The 20,437-nt window shown below is 73.9% G+C and carries 1 protein-coding gene (only partly in view); it reads right to left on the bottom strand.

Features of this window, described 5'->3' with window-relative positions:
- A protein-coding gene (locus tag AB0M67_RS14640) for a type I polyketide synthase (RefSeq protein WP_365745706.1) crosses the window boundary here: on the bottom strand, positions 1 to 20,437 show its 5' portion. Its footprint begins 8,234 nt before the window's first position; only the first 20,437 of its 28,671 coding nucleotides appear in the window; its start codon is at positions 20,435 to 20,437; the stop codon falls past the left edge of the window.

Genomic DNA, 20,437 nt, shown 5'->3' with positions numbered 1-20,437 from the left:
GCGTGGAAGGGGTGCCGATGTGCAGCGACTTGGGCAGGGTGCCGTGCCGCATCGCCAGCAGCATCTTGATGACACCCGCGACACCGGCGGCGGCCTGGGTGTGGCCGAGGTTGGACTTGACGGTGCCGAGGAGCAGCGGGCGCTCCCGGTCGCGGCCGTAGGTGGTGAGCAGGGCCTGGGCCTCGATCGGGTCGCCGAGGGTGGTGCCGGTGCCATGGGCCTCGACGGCGTCGATGTCGGCGGCGGTCAGTCCGGCGTCGGCGAGGGCCTGCCGGATGACGCGCTGCTGCGAGGGCCCGTTGGGGGCGGTCAGTCCGTTGGACGCGCCGTCCTGGTTGACGGCGGTGGCGCGGATGACGCCGCGGACCTCGTGTCCGTTGCGTACGGCGTCGGAGAGCCGTTCCAGGACGAGGATGCCCACGCCCTCGGACCAGGCGGTGCCGTCGGCGGAGTCGGAGAACGCCTTGCAGCGGCCGTCGGGGGCCAGTCCGCCCTGGGTGGAGAACTCGACGAAGGAGTCGGGGCTCGACATCACGGAGACACCGCCCGCGATCACCAGTGAGCATTCACCGGCGCTCAGCGCCTTCCCGGCCCAGTGCAGCGCGACCAGTGAGGAGGAGCAGGCGGTGTCGATGGTGACGGCCGGGCCCTCCAGGCCGAGGGCGTAGGAGAGCCGGCCGGACATGACGCTGGCGGTGTTGCCGGTGGCCACATACCCCTGGACGTCGGAGCCGGACCGGCGCAGCAGGGTGGGGTAGTCCTGGCCGTTGGTGCCGACGAAGACGCCGGTGGTGGAGCCGCGCAGGCCGGACGGGTCGATCCCGGCCCGCTCCAGCGCCTCCCAGGTCGCTTCGAGCAGCAGGCGCTGCTGCGGGTCCATCGCCAGTGCCTCGCGCGGCGAGATACCGAAGAAACGGGCGTCGAAGTCGGCGACCCCGGTGAGGAATCCGCCTTCGAGGGTGTCGGAGGCGCCCGCGCCGAGGGCGCCGATGTCCCAGCCCCGGTCGTCCGGGAAGCGGGTGATGCCGTCCCGGCCCTCGTCCAGCAGCCGCCACAGCTCCTCGGGCGAGGAGACCCCGCCGGGGAAGCGGCAGCTGATGCCGACGACGGCGATCGGGTCGTCGTCGAGCGGGCGTCCCCCTGCCACCGGCTCGGCGGCGGCCGGTCCCGGCAGCGAGCCGAGGAGTTCGGCGAGCAGGAAGTCGGCCATCTCGCGCGGGGTCGGCCGGTCGTAGACGAGCGAGACGGGGAGGCTGAGCCCGGTGGCGGCGGCGAGCCCGTTGCGCAGTTCGAGTGTGGTCAGCGAGTCGAAGCCGAGGTCACGGAAGGCCCGGTCGTCCTCGATGGCACCGGCGTCGGAGTGGCCGAGCACGGCGGCCACCTGGCCGCGCAGCAGGTCCCGTACGTATCCGCCGCGCTCGGCCGCGGGGAGCTCGGCGAGCCGCTGCCGCAGCTCCGGCTCCCCGTCCGTGGCGCCGGACGGGGCGGTGGCGGACTGCCGTACCTCGGGCAGGTCGCCGACGAGCGGCAGGGGGCGGGTCGGCGCGAAGGCGCGGAGGAAGCGGGTCCAGTCGATGTCGGCGAGCGCGAGGGCGGTGTCGTCCCGCTCGATCGCGCGGAGCAGGGCGCGGACAGCGGGTTCCGGGGCGAGCGGCTCGAATCCGCCGCGCCGTACGCGGGTCTCGATCTCGGCCGCGTCGGCGACCATGCCGGATCCGGCCCAGGGGCCCCAGGCCACCGAGAGCGCGGTCTGTCCGTGTGCGCGCCGGTATTCGGCGAGGGCGTCCAGATAGGCGTTGGCCGCGGCGTAGTTGCCCTGTCCCGCGGCGCCGAAGACGCCCGCCGTGGAGGAGAAGAGGACGAACGCGGACAGCGGCAGCTGGGCGGTCAGTTCGTGCAGGTGGCGCGCGGAGGCGACCTTCGCGTCCAGGACGGTCCTGAAGCTCTCCTGGGTCAGCGCGTCCACCACACTGTCCGCCACCACACCGGCCGTGTGGATGACCGCGCTGAGCGGGGTGTCCTCGGGGACGGTGGCGAGCAGGGCGGCCAGCGCCTCGCGGTCGGCGACATCGCAGGCCGTGATGGTGACCCGGGCGCCGAGTCCGGTCAGTTCGGTGCGCAGCGCGTCCGCGCCGGGGGCGTCCTCGCCGCGCCGGCTGACGAGCAGCAGATGTTCGGCGCCGGCGCGGGCGAGCCCGCGGGCGACATGTCCGCCCAGGCCGCCGGTGCCGCCGGTGATCAGGATGGTGCCGGACGGGCACCCCTTCGCCCCGTCCGGGAGGGACCCGCCGCTGCCCGTGGCCGGGCTGTGGGCGAGCCGGCGTACGAAGACGCCGGAGGCGCGTACGGCCGCCTCGCTCTCGCCGCCGGTCCCGGCCAGGACGCCGCGCAGCCTGCGCGCGGTGTGGGTGTCGAGCTGTTCCGGCAGATCGACGCAGCCGCCCCAGCGGTCGGGCTGTTCCAGCGCGATGACGCGGCCGAGGCCCCATACGGCGGCCTGGTCGAGTCCGACCACCGCCTCGGAGCGGCCCACGGAGACCGCGCCGCGGGTGACGGTCCACAGCGGCGCGCCGATCCCGGCGTCGCCGAGCGCCTGTACGGCGACGGTGGTCAGCATGAGGGAGTCGGGTACGCCGGTGCGTGGGACGCTCTCACAGCCGGCCAGGCCGAGCAGTGACAGGACTCCGGCGAACTCCCCGTGTTCGGCGTGGAGTTCGGCCAGCCGGGCGGCGAGTGCGGTCCGGTCGGCGCCGGTGACCTGGCAGCTGACGGTCGGGGTGGCGAGGGCGCGGACGACCTCGTCGGACCACTCGGCGTCCTCCGTGCACGGCGGCGCGAGGACGAGCCAGCGGCCGGTGAGCGCGGTCGGCGCGGTGGATCCGGTCTGTGGCTTCCAGGTGACCCGGTAGCGCCAGGCGTCCACCTCGGACTGCTCGTCGCGGCGGCGGCGCCAGGCGGTCAGTGCCGGGACCATCGCGGTGACGGTCGTGTCGTCGAGACCCAGCGAGGTGGCGAGCGCGCTGATGTCGTCGCGCTCCACGGCCGACCAGAACTCGGCGTCCGCCGCGCTGCCCGCGCTCACCGGCGTATCCGTGACGGCGAGCGTGTCGGGCCAGTACCGCTCGCGCTGGAAGGCGTAGGTGGGCAGTTCGATCCGGCGTGCGCCGGAGTCCGCGAAGTACGCGGCCCAGTCGATGTCCACGCCGTGGGCGTGCGCCCCGGCCAGCGCGGTGACGACCGTCTGCTCCTCGGGGCGGCCCGCCCGCAGCAGCGGCAGCAGTCCGGTACGCGGCGCGTCGGTGAGGCTGTCCCTGGCCATGCCGCAGAGCACGCCGTCGGGGCCGGTCTCCAGGAACGTCCGCACACCGCCCTGTGCCGAGAGCCAGTTGATCCCGTCGGCGAAGCGAACGGCCTGACGCACATGCGTGACCCAGTACTCCGGGGTGCTCACCTGGTCGTCGGCGGCGAGCGAACCGGTGACGTTGGAGACGAGGGGGATCACCGGCGGGTGGTACGTGATGCCCCGCGCCACCCGCGCGAAGTCGTCGAGCATGGCGTCCATGAGCGGCGAGTGGAAGGCATGGCTCACCCGCAGCCGCTTGGTCTTGCGGCCGTCGGCCCCGAGCGTCGCGGCGATATCGAGGACGGCGTCCTCGGCGCCCGCGATCACGATCGACTCCGGGCCGTTGACGGCGGCGATGGAGACCTGGTCCTCGCGTCCGGCGAGCAGCGGCAGGACCTCGTCCTCGGCGGCCTGGAGGGAGATCATCGCGCCGCCCTCGGGCAGCGCCTGCATCAGCCGGCCGCGCGCCACCACCAGGGCGCACGCGTCCTCCAGGGAGAACACTCCGGCGACATGGGCGGCGGCGAGTTCACCGATGGAGTGCCCGGCCAGATAGTCCGGGGTGATGCCCCAGGACACGGCCAGCCGGAACAGCGCCACCTCGATGGCGAAGAGCGCGGGCTGCGCGTACTCGGTCCGGTCGAGCAGGGCCGCTTCCGCGGAGCCCTCGGCGGCGAACAGGATCTCGCGCAGCGGCCGGTCGAGCGCGCCGTCGACCCGCGCCAGTACGGCGTCGAGCGCGTCGGCGAAGACGGGGAACCGCTCGTACAGTTCCCGTCCCATGCCGGGGCGCTGGCTGCCCTGGCCGGTGAAGAGGAACGCCGTACGGCCGCGGCCCGTACCGCCCTGGACGACCCCGGGGCCAGGCAGTCCGTCGCGCAGGGCCAGCAGGCCCCGCAGCAGTTCGTCGCGCTCCCCCGCCACCACGGCGGCGCGGCGCTCCAGGCCGGCCCGTGAGGTGGCCAGGGAGAAGGCGAGGTCGGTGAGGCGCGCGTCGGGGCGCTCCTCCACCAGCGAGAGCAGCCGTCCCGCCTGGGCGCGCAGCGCGGTCTCGCTCCTGGCGGAGACCACCAGCGGGAGGAGGCCGGGGCGGGGCTCGCTGTCCGGTGCCGGGCCTTCGGCGGGCTCGTCGGCGGGGGCCTGTTCGAGGATGGTGTGCACATTGGTGCCGCTGAGTCCGAAGGAGGAGACGGCGCCGCGGCGGGGCCGGCCCGTCTCGGGCCAGTCGGTCCGCTCGGTCAGCAGCCCGATGGCGCCGGAGGACCAGTCCACATGCGAGGAGGGGGTGTCGATGTGCAGCGTCTTCGGCACGATGCCCTGCTGGAGGGCGTGCACCAACTTGATCACGCTGGCGACGCCGGAGGCCATCTGGGTGTGGCCGATGTTGCTCTTCACCGAGCCGAGGAGCAGGGGCCGTTCGGCGTCCCGGTCCTGTCCGTAGGTGGTGAGCAGCGCCTGTGCCTCGATGGGGTCGCCCAGCGCGGTGCCGGTGCCATGGCCCTCGATGACATCGATCTCGCGGGACTCAAGTCCGGCGTTGGCCAGGGCCTGGCGGATGACCCGCTGCTGTGAGGGGCCGTTGGGGGCGGTGAGTCCGTTGGAGGCGCCGTCCTGGTTGACGGCGGAGCCGCGTACGACCGCGAGTACGGTGTGGCCGTTGCGCCGTGCGTCGGAAAGGCGCTCCAGCAGGACCAGCCCGACGCCCTCGGCGAGCGTCATGCCGTCGGCGGCCTCGGCGTACGCCTTGCAGCGGCCGTCGACCGCGAGCGCGCGCTGCCTGCTGAAGCCGACGAAGGCGCTGGGGGTGGACATGATGCTGACGCCGCCGGCGAGCGCGAGGGAGCTCTCGCCGTCGCGCAGCGACTGGCAGGCCAGATGCAGCGCGACCAGCGAGGAGGAGCAGGCGGTGTCGAGAGTGACGGCGGGGCCCTCGAAGCCGAAGAGGTAGGAGACCCGGCCGGACAGCACGCTGGAGAGCGTGCCGGTGATCATGTGGCCCTCTGAGCCCTCCGCGGAGTTGGCCACGCTGGACGCGTAGTCCTGGTAGCTCGCGCCGATGAAGGTGCCGGTGAGGCTGGAGCGCTGGGCGACGATATCGATCCCGGCGTGTTCGAAGGCTTCCCAGGCCGTCTCCAGCAGCAGGCGCTGCTGCGGGTCCATCGACATGGCCTCACGCGGTGAGATACCGAAGAAGCCCGGGTCGAACTCGGCGACGTCCCGCAGGAATCCGCCCTGGACGGAGTAGGTCCTGCCGGAGCGGTCCGGGTCCGGGTCGTAGAGCGCCTCGGCGTCCCAGCCGCGGTCGGCGGGGAAGCCGGAGATGGCGTCCGTACCGTTCAGGACGAGCTTCCACAGCTCCTCGGGGGAGGTGACCCCGCCGGGGTAGCGGCAGCTCATGCCGACGATGGCGATCGGGTCGTCGTCGGCCCCGGAGAGGGACCCGGAGCGAGCCCCTGAGAGAGACCCTGAGCGAGACCCCGTGAGGGACGCGGGGAGCGCGGGCGCCCCGGTGGCGCTCTGCGCGCCGGCCAGTTCGGAGCGGAGGAATCCGGCGAGCGCGGCGGGGCTCGGATAGTCGAAGACCATGGTCGTCGGCAGCGTCAGCCCGGTGACGGAGGCGAGACGGTTGCGCAGTCCGACGGCGGTGAGCGAGTCGAAACCGACGTCGCGGAAGGCGCGCTGGTCGGGCAGGGCGTCGGGGGCCGAGAGGCCCAGGACGGCCATGGCTTCGGTGCGGACGACCTCCAGCACCAGCCGTTCCTGCTCGGCGGCGGACAGCGCGCGCAGCCTGGCCGTGAACTCGCCCTCCACGACGGTGCCGGTGCCCTGCTCGGCGGCCTCGGTGAGCGCCCGGACCTCGGGGACCTCGGTGAACAGGGCCGTGGGGCGGCTGGAGGTGTAGACGGGGTAGTACGTCTCCCAGTCGACGTCGGCGACCGCGATGACGGTCTCGTCGTCGTCCAGGGCCCGCTTCAGTCCGGTCAGCGCCAGCTGCGGGTCCATGAACTCCAGACCGCTGCGCCGGATCATCTTCGGGTCGACGCGGCCGGCCTTGATGTCGTCGGCCCAGATGCCCCAGGACAGGGAGGTGGCGCGCAGGCCGCGGGCGCGCCGGTGGGCGGCGAGCGCGGCGAGATAGGCGTTGCCCGCCACATAGGCGGCGTGTGCCCCACTGCCCCACATACCGGCGGTGGACGAGTAGAGGATCAGATCGTCCAGGTCGTCGTTGTCGAGGAGTTCGTCCAGGACCTGGGCGCCGGTCACCTTCGCGTGCAGGACGCGGGAGAAGGCGTCCATGGTGGTCTCGGCCAGGGTGTACAGCTCGATGAGCGCGGCGGTGTGGACGACCGTGCGTACGGTACGGCCCTGGGCCTTGAGATCCGCGAGGAGCGCGGCGACGGCTTCGCGGTCGGTCACATCGCAGGCGACGGCGGTGGCCTCCGTACCCGACGCGGCGAGTTCCGCGACGAGTTCGGCCGCGCCCGGGGCGTCCATGCCCCGGCGGCTCATCAGCACCAGGTGCCCGGCGCCCTGTCCGGCCAGCCAGCGGGCGAGATGCGGGGCGAGAGTGCCGGAGCCACCGGTGATGAGCGTGGTGCCGCGCGGTGTCCAGTCGCGGGGGATTCCCTGCTCACCGGCTCCGGCGCGGACGATACGACGGGTGAAGACCCCGGAGGGGCGAATGGCGAGCTGGTCCTCCTCGCCCAGCGCGCCCGCGAGCGCCGAGGCGAGCCGTCCCGCCGCCCGCCGGTCGAGCGCCTGCGGCAGATCGATGACGCCGCCCCAGCGCTGCGGGTGCTCAAGCGCGGCGGTCCAACCGACGCCGGACACCTGTGCCTGGACGGGGGAGGTGACCTCGTCGGAGCGGCCGGTGGAGACCGCGCCCCGGGTGAGGAACCACAGCGGGGCCTCGATTCCGGCGTCGCCCAGGGCCTGTACCAGCGAGACGGTCAGCGCGAGTCCGAGAGTCAGTCCGGGGTGGAGCGTCCCGGGCTCCTCGGCGGCGGCGAGTGTGGAGACGACCCCGGCGAACTCACCGGTCTCCGGCAGCCGTTCGGCGAGAACCGCGCGGTCCACGCACGGCTCGTCGAGCACCAGCCTGATCACCTCGGCGCCCTGGCCGCTCAGCGCGTCGGCCACCTCGTCGGCGTCCTGGCCCTCGGCGGAGACGACGAGCCAGCTGCCCGTCAGCGACCGTTGCGGAACGGTGCTCACCGGCGTCCAGGACACCCGATAGCGCCAGGAGTCGACGGTGGAGCGGTCCTTGCGGGACCTGCGCCATGAGGAGAGTGCGGGCAGTACGGCGGCCACGGAGTCCTCGTCCGTGCCCAGGGTGGAGGTCAGCGCGGACAGGTCCGCCTGCTCCACCGCCGTCCAGAACTCCTCGTCGGCGGGGTCGGCGGCGACCGCGTTCCCGGGGGCGGGCGCTATGGCCCAGAGCCTCTCGTGCTGGAAGGCATAGGTGGGCAGATCGACCCGGCGGGCGTCCGTGCCGTCGAACAGTCCGGCCCAGTCGGCCTCGACTCCGCGTACGTAGGCCTCGGCGAGCGAGAGCAGGAAGCGCGGGACGCCGCCCTGATCACGGCGCAACGTGCCGGTGGCGACGGCCGGTTCGGCCGTCTCGTCGATCATGTCCTGGACCGACATGGTCAGTACGGGGTGCGAGCTGACCTCGATGAAGGCGCGGTGTCCCGCGCCCAGCAGCTCGCGTACGGCGTCGGCGAAGAGGACCCGCCGGCGCAGATTGCGGAACCAGTAGCCCGCGTCCATCTCCTCGGTGTCCAGCCAGTCGCCGGTCATCGTCGAGAAGAACGGGACGTCGGAGGCGCGAGGGCTGACCGGCGCGAGGACATCGAGGAGTTCGTCGTGCAGATTCTCGACCTGCGCGGAGTGCGAGGCGTAGTCCACCGCGACCCGGCGGACCCGTACCTCCTCGGCCGTCAGCCGCGCCGACAGCTCGTCCAGTGCCTCGGGTTCGCCGGAGACGACGACCGAGCGCGGCCCGTTGACCGCGGCCACCGACACCCGGCCCGACCAGGTCTCCAGCCGGCTCTCCAGCTGGTCCACCGGGAGCGCCACGGACATCATTCCGCCGTGTCCGGCCAGGGTGCGGCCGATCGCCTGGCTGCGCAGCGCCACGACCCGGGCACCGTCGCGCAGGGACAGCGCGCCGGAGACGACGGCCGCCGCGATCTCGCCCTGCGAGTGGCCCACCACCGCGGCGGGCTCCACGCCCCGGGAGCGCCAGAGGGCCGCCAGCGACACCATGACCGCGAACGAGGCGGGCTGGACGACATCGACGCGCTCCAGCGTGGGGGCGCCCTCCGTCTCCCGCAGCACATCGACGAGGGACCAGTCCACGAACTCGCTCAGAGCGGCGGCGCATTCGCCGATCCGCTCGGCGAAGACCGGTGACTCCTCCAGGAGTTGGGCGCCCATTCCGGCCCACTGCGAGCCCTGTCCCGGGAAGACGAAGACCGTCTTGCCCTCGATATCGGCCACGCCCCTGGCCACCACGGCCGACGGTCCGTCGGCCGCGACGGCGCGCAGGGCCTCCAGCGCGTCGCCGTCCTCGGCGGGGACCACCACGGCGCGGTGTTCGAAGACGGAGCGGGAGGCGACGAGCGAGTGGCCCAGATCGATCGCGCGCGGCGCGGGGTCCGCGCTCTCGATGTACGAGACCAGCCTGGCCGCCTGCTCGCGCAGCGCGGCGCCGGTCCTGGCCGAGACGGCCCAGGGGACGACGCCGCCCGCGACGGGCACCGGCGGGAGCGCGGGAGCGGTCTCCTCGGCCGCCTCGGGCCCGTCGGCCACGGGCGCCTGCTCAAGCAGCGTATGGGCGTTGGTGCCGCTGATACCGAACGACGAGACGGCGGCCCGGCGCGGGCGGCCGGTCTCGGGCCACTGGACGGCCTCGTGCAGCAGCCGCACCGTGCCGGAGGACCAGTCCACGTGCGAGGACGGGTTCTCCGCGTGGAGCGTCCTCGGGAGGACGCCGTGGCGCAGCGCCATCACCATCTTGATGACGCTCGCGACACCGGCGGCGGACTGGGTGTGCCCGATATTGGACTTGACCGAGCCGAGCAGCAGGGAGCGCTCCGGGTCGCGGTCCCTGCCGTAGGTCGCCAGCAGCGCCTGCGCCTCGATCGGGTCGCCGAGCGGCGTACCGGTGCCGTGCGCCTCCAGGGCGTCGATGTCGGAGGGGGCGAGGCGGGCGTTGGCCAGCGCCTGGCGCATCACGCGCTGCTGCGAGGGGCCGTTGGGGGCGGTCAGTCCGTTGGACGCGCCGTCCTGGTTGATCGCCGAGCCGCGGATCACCGCGAGGACGGGGTGTCCGTTGCGCTGGGCGTCGGAGAGCCGTTCGACCAGCAGGATACCGACGCCCTCGGCGAGCGTCATGCCGTCCGCCTCGTCGGAGAACGCCTTGCAGCGGCCGTCCTGCGCGAGGGCCCGCTGCCGGCTGAACGCGACGAAGGGGGCGGGCGTGGTCATGATCGTGGCGCCGCCCGCGACGGCGAGCGTGGACTCGCCGTTGCGCAGCGACTGGCAGGCCAGATGCAGCGCGACCAGCGAGGACGAGCAGGCGGTGTCGACGGTGACGGCGGGGCCTTCGAGCCCGAAGACATACGAGATACGTCCGGACAGGACGCTCGGGCTGCTGCCGGTGACCATATGGCCCTCGGCGCCGTCGCCCGCGCCGAGTCCGTAGTCCTGGTAGCTGGAGCCGATGAAGGTGCCGGTCAGACTGGAGCGTGCCTCGGCGGGGTCGATCCCGGCGCGCTCGAAGGACTCCCAGGTGGTCTCCAGCAGCAGCCGCTGCTGGGGGTCCATCACCAGCGCCTCGCGCGGGGAGATACCGAAGAACGTGGGGTCGAACGCGTCGGCCTCGTGCAGGAATCCGCCGAGCGTCGAGTAGGTCTTGCCCTGCCGGTCGGGGTCGGGGTCGAAGAGCCCCTGGGCGTCCCAGCCGCGGTTGACGGGGAACTCCGTCACCGCGTCCGTGCCGTTGGTGACCAGGTCCCACAGCTGTTCCGGGGAGTCGGCGCCGCCGGGGAAGCGGCAGCTCATGGCGATGATGGCGATGGGTTCGTCGTCGGCCGCGCCGGTGGCGACCGGTCCCGTCACCTCCAGGACGGAGCCGAGGATCTCGGCCCGCAGATACCGCGCCAGCTCCACCGGGGTCGGATAGTCGAAGACCATGGTGCTCGGCAGGGTGAGGCCGGTGACACCGGAGAGCCGTTTGCGCAGTTCGACGGCGGTCAGCGAGTCGAAGCCGATGTCGCGGAAGGCCCGTCCTTCCGGGACGCCGTCGGCGGAGCTGTGGCCGAGGACCGCCGCGGCCTCGCTCCGTACGAGATCGGCGAGGAACCGGTCCTGCTCGGCCTCGTCCAGGGCGCGTACGCGCGAGACGAACTCGGGGGCGCCGCCGGTGCCGTCCTGCTCGGCGGCGCTCGCGAGCGCCCGTACCTCGGGCAGCCCGGCGAGCAGCGCGCTGGGGCGTACGGAGGTGAAGACCGGCGCGTAGCGCGCCCAGTCGACATCGGCGACCGTGACGGTGGTGTCCCGCTGGACGACGGCGCGGCGCAGTTCGGTCATGGCCGGGCCGGGCTCCAGGAAACCGAGTCCCTGGCGCCTGAGGGTGTCGGAGACCGTCTCGTCGGTGGCCATACCGGCTTCGGCCCAGGGGCCCCAGGCGACGGACGTGGCGGTCAGCCCCCGGGCGCGCCGGTGCTCGGCGAGGGCGTCGAGATAGGCGTTGGCGGCGCCGTAGGCGCTCTGGCCGCCGCTGCCCCAGACACCGGCGACGGAGCCGAAGAGGACGAACAGATCGAGTTCGCGGTCCCCGAGCAGGGCATCGAGATGGGCGGCGCCCGCCAGCTTCGCGGAGGTCAGCTCGGCGAACTCGGCGGGGGTCAGCTCGGCCAGGGGGCCGTACTGGCCGACGCCCGCGGTGTGCACCACGCCGGTCAGCGGCAGTTCGGCCGGGATGCCGGCGAGTACGGCGGCGAGCGCGTCACGGTCGGCGGCGTCGCAGCCGACGATCTCCACGCGGGCGCCCAACTCCTCCAGCTCGGCGCGGAGTTCGGCGGCGCCGGGGGCGTCAGGACCGCGCCGGGAGGTGAGGACGAGATTCTCGGCGCCGGAGCGGGCCAGCCAGCGGCCGACCTCGGCGCCGAGGCCACCGGTGCCGCCGGTGACCAGTACGGTGCCCCGGGCGGTGAACTCCTCGGCGGCGGGCAGCGCGTCGACGGTGTACCGGACGAGCCGGCGGCCGGAGACTCCGGAGGCGCGCAGCGCGATCTGGTCCTCGCCGTCGGGGGCGTCCTTCGTGGCGAGCACACCCGCGAGCCGCTGGGCGGCCCGCTGGTCGAGGGTGCCGGGCAGATCGATCAGTCCGCCCCAGAGCCGTGGGTACTCCAGGGCCACGGTCCTGCCCAGGCCCCAGGCGGCGGCCTGGGCGGGGCGGGTGACCGGGTCGGCGGGGCCGGTGGACACGGCGCCCCGGGTGGCCGTCCACAGCCGTCCCCTGGCTCCGGTGTCGTCCAGCGCCTGGACGAGCGCGAGCGTCAGGGCGAGGCCGTGGGTGAGCGGCGCGTAGCTGTCGCTCGGGCGCTCGTCCAGCGGGAGCAGGGAGAGCACCTGGGCGGCGCTGTCCACATCGTCGGTGGACGCGGCGGCTTCGAGCCGCGCGGCCAGCGTCCGCCGGTCGGCGCACGAGGGGTCCAGGACGAGACGGCGTACCCGCGCGCCGTGGGCGCTGAGCGCGCCCGCCAGTCGCTCGGCGAGATCGCCGCCGTCCTCCGCACGCGCGCCGTCCTCCGCGGGAGAGCCGTCGGTGTCGCTGGTGACGAGCAGCCAGGTGCCGTCCAGGACCGGGGCGGCCGGCTTGTCGAGCCTCGTCCATTCGACGCGATAGCGCAGCGAGTCCAGCAGGGTCTTCTCCTGGTTGCCGCGGCGCCAGGAGGTCAGCGCGGGCAGCAGCGAGCCGAGGGAGTCGTGTTCCTGTTCGCCCAGACCGAGGATGGCGGCCAGCTCATCGGCGTCGCCGCGCTCCACGGCGGCCCACAGCCGCTGGTCCCCCGGGTCGGCGGTCGCCGCACCTGGGGCCGGTGGCAGCTCGGGCCAGTAGTACGTGTGCTGGAAGGCGTAGGTCGGCAGATCGACGCGGCGGGCGCCGCCGCCCGCGAAGTAGGCCGGCCAGTCGACCGTGCCGCCCTGGACCTGGAGCCTGGCCAGCGCGGTGGTGACGGCCACTTCCTCGGCGCGGTCGGCGCGGCAGAGCGGGATGAGTTCGGCTTCGTAGGTGTCGCCCAGGGTGTCCTGGACCATGGCGGAGAGCGGTGCGTCGGGGCCCAGTTCCAGGAAGGTGGTCGTGCCGGCGTCGCGCAGGGTGCGTACGCAGTCGGCGAAGCGGACCGCGTCGCGGACATGGGCGACCCAGTACTCCGCCGAGCACACCTGCTCGTCGGCGGCGAGGGCGCCGGTCAAGTTGGAGACCAGCGGGATGCGCGGCGCGCTGTAGGTGAGTCCTTCCGCGACGGTGCGGAACGCGTCGAGCATCGCGGCCATGCGCGGCGAGTGGAAGGCATGGCTCACCCGCAGGCGCTTGGTCTTGCGCCCGCGCGCGTCGAACGCGGCGGCGATCTCCAGGACGGCGTCCTCGTCCCCGGAGACGACGACCGAGTCGGGGCCGTTGACCGCCGCGATCGAGACGGAGTCCTCGCGGCTGGCCAGCAGCGGGGTGACCTCGTCCTCGGCCGCCCGCACCGCGACCATCGCGCCGCCGGCGGGCAGCGCCTGCATCAGCCGGCCGCGGGCCACGACCAGGGCGCAGGCGTCCGCGAGCGTCAGCACGCCCGCGACATGGGCCGCCGCGAGTTCACCGATCGAGTGACCGGCCACGTAGTCCGGCGTGACGCCCCAGGACCGTACGAGACGGAACAGCGCGACCTCGACCGCGAACAGCGCGGGCTGGGTCCAGCCGGTCTCGTCGAGCAGCGCGGCCTCGGCGGTGCCCGCGTCGGCGAACAGCACCTCGCGCAGCGGGCGGTCGAGTAGCGGATCCAGCTCGGCGAACACCGCGTCGAGGGCGTCGGCGAACGCCGGGAACCGCTCGTACAGTTCGCGTCCCATGGCGGCCCGCTGGCTGCCCTGGCCGGTGAAGAGCATCGCGGTCCTGCCCCGCCGTGCCGCCTCGCCCTCGATCAGTCCGGCGTCGGGGCGGTCGGTGGCCAGTGCGCTGAGGGACCGCAGCAGCGCGGTACGGTCCTCGGCCACCACGGCCGCGCGCTGGTCGAACCGGGTGCGGGTGGTGGCGAGCGAGAACGCCGCGTCCACCAGGTCCAGTTCGGGCCGCGCCTGTACGTAGGAGAGCAGCCGGGCGGCCTGGCCGCGCAGGGCGTCCCGGGTCCGGCCCGAGATCAGCCAGGGCACGGCTCCGGGCTCGCGGCGCGGCGCGGTGTGCGCGGGGGCCGGGGTGCGCGGGGCCTGCTCGATGATGGTGTGGACGTTGGTGCCGCTGATCCCGAACGAGGAGACACCGGCCCGGCGCGGGCGGCCGGTCTCGGGCCAGGCGGTCTGCTCGGTCAGCAGCTCCACCGCGCCCTCGGACCAGTCCACATGCGAGGACGGAGCGTCCACGTGCAGTGTCCGGGGCAGCACGCCATGGCGCATCGCCATGATCATCTTGATCACACCGGCGACTCCGGCGGCGGCCTGGGTGTGACCGATGTTCGACTTCACCGAGCCGAGCAGCAGCGGACGCTCCGGGTCACGGTCCCTGCCGTACGCGGCGAGCAGGGCCTGGGCCTCGATCGGGTCGCCCAGCGTCGTACCCGTGCCGTGCGCCTCGACCACATCGACGTCATCGGCCGCCAGTCCGCCGCCGGCCAGCGCCTGACGGATCACCCGCTGCTGCGAAGGGCCGTTCGGGGCGGTGAGGCCGTTCGACGCACCGTCCTGGTTGACGGCCGAGCCACGGACCACGGCGAGGATCTCGTGGCCGTTGCGCCGGGCGTCCGAGAGGCGCTCCAGGACCAGCATGCCGACGCCCTCGGACCAGCCCACGCCGTCGGCCGAGTCGGAGAACGCCTTGCAGCGGCCGTCGGGCGACAAGCCGCGCTGGCGTGCGAAGTCCACGAACACCGACGGGGTCGACATCACCGTCACACCACCGGCCAGCGCCAGCGAGCACTCACCGCTGCGCAGCGCCTGCATCGCCCAGTGCATCGCCACCAGCGACGACGAGCACGCCGTGTCCACCGTCACCGCCGGACCCTCCAGGCCCAGCGTGTACGAGACCCGGCCGGAGGCCAGGCTCGCCGAGCTGCCGCCGCCCCGGAAGCCCTCGAACTCCGGACCGGCGAGCACCGCGCCGTAGTCGCTGTACATCACCCCGGCAAACACACCGGTCGCACTGCCGCGCAGCGTCGTCGGGTCCATGCCCGCCCGCTCCACGGCCTCCCAGGAGGCTTCGAGCAGCAGCCGCTGCTGCGAGTCGGTCGCCAGCGCCTCACGCGGGCTCATCCCGAAGAAGGCGGGGTCGAACTCGCCCGCCTCGTGCAGGAATCCGCCCGAGCGGGTGTACGCCGTACCGGCGTGGTCCGGGTCCGGGTGGTAGAGCGACTCGACGTCCCAGCCGCGGTTGGTGGGGAAGCCGGAGATGGCGTCCGCGCCCTCGGTGACCAGACGCCACAGATCCTCCGGCGAAGCCACCCCGCCCGGGTAGCGGCAGCTCATCCCGACGACCACGATCGGATCGTCGGCCACCGCGGCGGTCCGGGTGGCGGCGGGCCCGGCGACAGCCGTGTCGGAGCCCAGCAGTTCATCGAGGAGATAGGCGGCGAGAGCGCGCACGGTCGGGTAGTCGAAGACCAGGGTGGCAGGCAGCCGCAGTCCGGTGACGGTGCCCAGTCGGTTGCGCAGCTCCACCGCCGTCAGCGAGTCGAAGCCCAGCTCGCGGAAGGCGCGCCCGGCGTCGATGTCCGCGCCACTGGTGTGGCCGAGGACGAGGGCGACCTGTCCGCGTACGAGATCGAGCAGCAGCTCGGCGCGCTCGGTCGCCTCCAGCCTGGTCAGCCGCTGGACGAGACCGCCGGCCGTACTCGATCCCGCGACGGACGTCCGGCGGGCGCGGGTACGGATCAACGACCGCAGCAGCGGCGGGACATCGCCCTGTGCGCGGAGCACCGGCAGATCCAGCCGTACGGGTACGACGGCGGCCTCGCCGGTGGTCAGCGCCGCGTCGAACAGCGCCACGCCCTGCTCGACCGGGAGCGCGGGCACCCCGGAGCGTGCGTGCCGCTCCGCCTCGGACTCCGCCAGGGAGCCCGTCATACCGCCGGTACGGTCCCAGGGGCCCCAGGCGAGGGACACACCCGGCAGGCCCTCGGCGCGACGGTGCTCCATCAGCGCGTCCAGGAAGGCGTTTCCGGCCGCGTAGTTGCCCTGTCCCGCGCTGCCGATCACTCCGGCGACCGACGAGAAGACCACGAACGCGGCCAGCTCCTGACCGCGTGTCAGTTCATGCAGATGCCAGGCCGCGTCGGCCTTGGGGCGCAGGACCGCCGCCAGCCGCTCCGGTGTGAGCGAGGCGATGAGACCGTCGTCCAGCACACCCGCCGTGTGGATCACCGCGGAGACGGTGTGGCGGGCCAGCAGCCCGGCCAGAGCCTCGCGGTCGGCCACGTCGCACGCCTCGACCGAGACCTCGGCGCCCAGCTCCGTCAGCTCGTCCGTCAGGGCTTCGGCGCCCTCGGCGGCCGGACCCCGGCGGCTCACCAGCAGCAGCCGGCGCACTCCATGCTCCGCCACCAGATGCCGCGCCATCACCGCGCCCAGACCACCCGTACCTCCGGTGATCAGCACACTGCCGTCGGTGTCCCAGACCGGCCCTGTCCCGATCTCGCCGAGCGCCCTGCGCACCAGCCGCCCGGCCCTGGGCTCGCCGTCCCGGACGATCAGCTGCGGCTCGTCCGTACCCAGCGCCCGGAGCGGAAGCGCGAGTGGCCCCGCCGGGTCCAGATCGACCAGGCCGAAGCTGCCGGGGTGCTCCGACTGCGCGGAGCGCACCAGCCCCCACGCCGCGGCCGACGCCACATCGGTGCCACCCACCGCGCCGCGCGTCACGAACACCAGCCGTGATCCGGTGAACCGCTCCTCCGCGAGCCAGGCCCGCGCCGCCGCCAGGACGTCCGCGGTCAGCGCGTGCGCGGACGCTGCCGCGTCGTCCCCGGAGGTGCCACCGACCGTCATGAGTACGACGGCCGGTACCGGCTCCCCGCCCGCGGCCAGCGCCGCCAGCTCGGGATGGACCGCGAGCGGGCCGGCCGGCGCCTCGGGCCCGGCGAGTCCGAACACGTCGGGTCCGACCAGGGCGACGGACTCGGGGGCCCGCGTCCCCTCGCGTACGGGGATCCAGTCCAGGCCGAACAGCGCGTCGCGGGCGGCCGTGGCGGCGGCGCCCACCTGCTGCGCCGCGACGGCGCGCAGCACCAGCGACTCGACGGAGACGACCGGCTCGCCGGAGGTGTCCGCGACGGTGATCGAGACCGCGTCCCCGGCGGCCGGGGTGAGCCGTACCCGCAGCGCGGTGGCGCCGGTCGCGTGCAGCGACACGCCCTCCCACGAGAAGGGCAGTCCGCCGCGGCTCTCCGCGCCGAGTTCGACGAAGGACGCCGCGTGCAGCGCCGCGTCCAGCAGCGCGGGGTGCAGACCGAACGCGTCCGCGTCGGCCTCGCCGCCCTCGGGCAGCGTGACCTCGGCGTACACCTCGCCGTCGCGCCGCCAGGCGCCCCGCAGCCCCTGGAAGACCGGACCGTAGGCGAAGCCGTCGTCGGCCAGCCGGTCGTAGACGCCCTCGACGGCGACGGGCTCGGCCCCGGCGGGGGGCCAGACGGCCGCGTCGAACCCGGCGCCCCGCTCCTCGGCCCGCCCGTCGACGGAGAGTACGCCGGTGGCGTGCCGCGTCCAGGCCGTCTCGTCGCTTCCCTCGGGGCGCGAGTAGACATTGACGGTGCGACGGCCGGAGTCGTCCGGGTTGCCGATCCACAGCTGGACCTGGATACCGCCCCGTTCCGGAAGGATCAGCGGCGCGGCCAGGGTCAGTTCCTCGACCAGATCGCAGCCCACCTCGTCGCCCGCGCGCAGGGCGAGTTCGAGGAAGGCGGTGCCGGGCAGCAGCGTGGTGCCGCGCACGGCGTGGTCGGCGAGCCACGGGTGGGACTGGAGCGAGAGCCGGCCGGTGAGCAGGACGCCCTCGGAGTCGGCGAGGGAGACGGCGGCGGAGAGCAGCGGGTGGTGGGCCGCGCCGAGCCCGGCGGCCCGCAGATCGGCCGACTGGTTCCGGGCGCCGCCCTTGGGCCAGTACCTGCGGCGCTGGAAGGCGTAGGTCGGCAGGTCGTGGCGGTGCGCGCCGGTGCCCGCGAAGTACTCCGCCCAGCGGACGGTGACGCCGCGTACGTACAGTCCGGCCAGCGCGGTGGTGAGGGTGTCGGCCTCGGGGCGGCCTGCCCGCAGCGCGGGGAGCGCCGCGTGGTCCGCGGTGTCCGCCGAGTCGAGGCAGTCCTCGGCCATCGCGGACAGCACGCTGTCGGGGCCGAGTTCGAGGAAGGTGGTGACGCCGTGCCCGGCGAGCCAGCCGACGCCGTCGGCGAACCGTACGGCCCGCCGGACATGGTCCACCCAGTAGTCGGCGGAGGTCACCTGCGCGACCGTGGCGGGCTCGCCGGTGAGGTTGGAGACGAACGGCAGCAGGGGGGCCTGGAGGGACAGGCCGGCCACCACGGCGCGGAACTCGTCGAGCATGGGCTCCATGAGCGGCGAGTGGAAGGCGTGCGAGACCGTCAGCCGCTTGGTCTTGCGGCCCCCGTCCGCCAGGCGGCCGGCGATCTCGGTGACCGCGCTCTCCTCACCGGCCAGGACGAGGGCGGAGGGGCCGTTGACCGCGGCGATCGACACCGCGTCCTCGTGGCCGGACAGCAGCGGGGTGACCTCGTCCTCGGTGGCCTGTACGGCGATCATCGCACCGCCCTCGGGCAGCGCCTGCATCAGCCGGCCGCGGGCGGTGACGAGGGCCGCCGCGTCGGTCAGCGACAGTACGCCCGCGACATGGGCGGCGGTGATCTCACCGATCGAGTGGCCGGTCAGATAGTCGGGCTTGACGCCCCAGGACTCGACGAGCCGGTACAGCGCGACCTCGACGGCGAACAGCGCGGGCTGCGCGTACTCGGTACGGTTCAGCGCGTCGGCGTCCTCGCCCCAGAGCACCTCGCGCAGCGGCCGGTCGAGGAACGGGTCGAGTGCGGCGCAGGCGGCGTCCAGCGCCTGGGCGAACACCGGGAATCTGGCGTGGAGTTCACGGCCGGCGCCGAGGCGCTGGGAGCCCTGGCCGGTGAAGAGGAACGCCAGCTTCCCGTCACTCCGGGTGGCGCCCTGGACGGCGCCCGCCGGCGGGCCCGCCGTCTCCCCGTCCTCGGTGAGCGCCGTCAGCGCGGCGAGCGCGCCGTCGCGGTCGGCGGCCATGAGTACGGCGCGGTGCTCGAAGCCGGCCCGGGTGGTGGCCAGTGAGTAGGCGGTGTCGAGGACGGTCGCGGCGGGGTCGGCCGCCAGCGCGGCCAGCAGCCCGGCGGCCTGGGCGCGCAGGGCCTGCCGGGTCCGTCCGGAGATCAGCAGCGGTACGGTGCCCGGCTCGATGCCCGCGCCGTCCGCGGGGGCGTCGGCAGCGTCATCGCTCTCGGTGGCGGCCGGGGCCTGTTCGACGATGGTGTGCGCGTTGGTGCCGCTGATACCGAAGGAGGAGACGCCCGCGCGCCGGGGCGCGCCGGTCTCGGGCCAGGGGGCGTTCTCGGTGAGGACGCGGACCGCGCCCCGCGACCAGTCGACATGCGAGGAGGGTTCGTCCGCCAGCAGGGTCCGCGGCAGCACTCCGTGGCGCATCGCCATGACCATCTTGATGACACCGGCGACACCGGCGGCGGCCTGGGTGTGGCTGATGTTCGACTTGACGGAGCCCAGCAGCAGCGGCCGGCTCTCGTCGCGGCCCTGGCCGTAGGTGGCGAGCAGGGCCTGTGCCTCGACCGGGTCACCGAGGGTGGTGCCGGTGCCGTGCGCCTCGACGGCGTCGACCTCGGCGGCGGAGAGCCGGGAGTTGATCAGGGCCTGCTGGATGACCTCCTGCTGGGAGGGGCCGTTGGGGGCGGTCAGTCCGTTCGACGCGCCGTCCTGGTTGACGGCGGTGCCACGTACCACGGCAAGGATCTCGTGCCCGTTGCGCCGGGCGTCGGAGAGCCGTTCCAGGACGAGGACACCGACGCCCTCGGCCCAGCCCGTGCCGTCGGCGGTGTCCCCGAACGAGCGGCAGCGGCCGTCCGCGGAGAGGCCGCCCTGCCGGCCCATCTCGATGAAGGTGCCGGGGCTCGACATCACGGTGACACCGCCGGCCAGCGCGAGGGTGCACTCCCCCGCGCGAAGCGCCTGGGTGGCGAGATGGACGGCCACGAGCGAGGAGGAGCAGGCGGTGTCCACGGTGACCGCGGGGCCGACGGTGCCGAAGGTGTAGGAGATACGTCCGGACAGGACGCTGCCGGTGTTGCCGGTGAGCTGGAACCCCTCGGCGCCGTCGGCGGGGCCGACCCGGTAGTCCTGGGCCATCGCGCCCATGAACACGCCGGTCTGGCTGCCCTTGACCGAGGTCGGGTCGATGCCCGCGCGTTCGAACGCCTCCCAGGCGGACTCCAGCGCGACACGCTGCTGGGGGTCCATCGCCACGGCCTCGCGCGGCGAGATACCGAAGAAGTCCGCGTCGAAGTCGGGGGCGTCGTGCAGGAATCCGCCGGACGAGGTGCTGGACGAGGCGAGCGCCTCGGCGTCCCAGCCGCGGTCGGTGGGGAACGCCGTGATGCCGTTCTCACCGGCCTCGACCAGCCGCCAGAGGTCTTCCGGGCTGCTGACACCGCCGGGGTAGCGGCAGGTCATACCGATGATGGCGATCGGCTCCTGGGCCGCCGTCTCCAGCTCATTGACCCGCTGCCGCGTCCGTCGGAGATCGGCGGTGGCAAGCTTGAGGTAGTCCCGGAGCTTCTGTTCGTTGTCCAT

The organism is Streptomyces sp. NPDC051662, from assembly GCF_040681655.1.
Lineage (GTDB): Bacteria > Actinomycetota > Actinomycetes > Streptomycetales > Streptomycetaceae > Streptomyces.
Note: the sequence above shows the minus strand (reverse complement) of the source record. Positions and strands in the feature narration are given on the sequence as shown.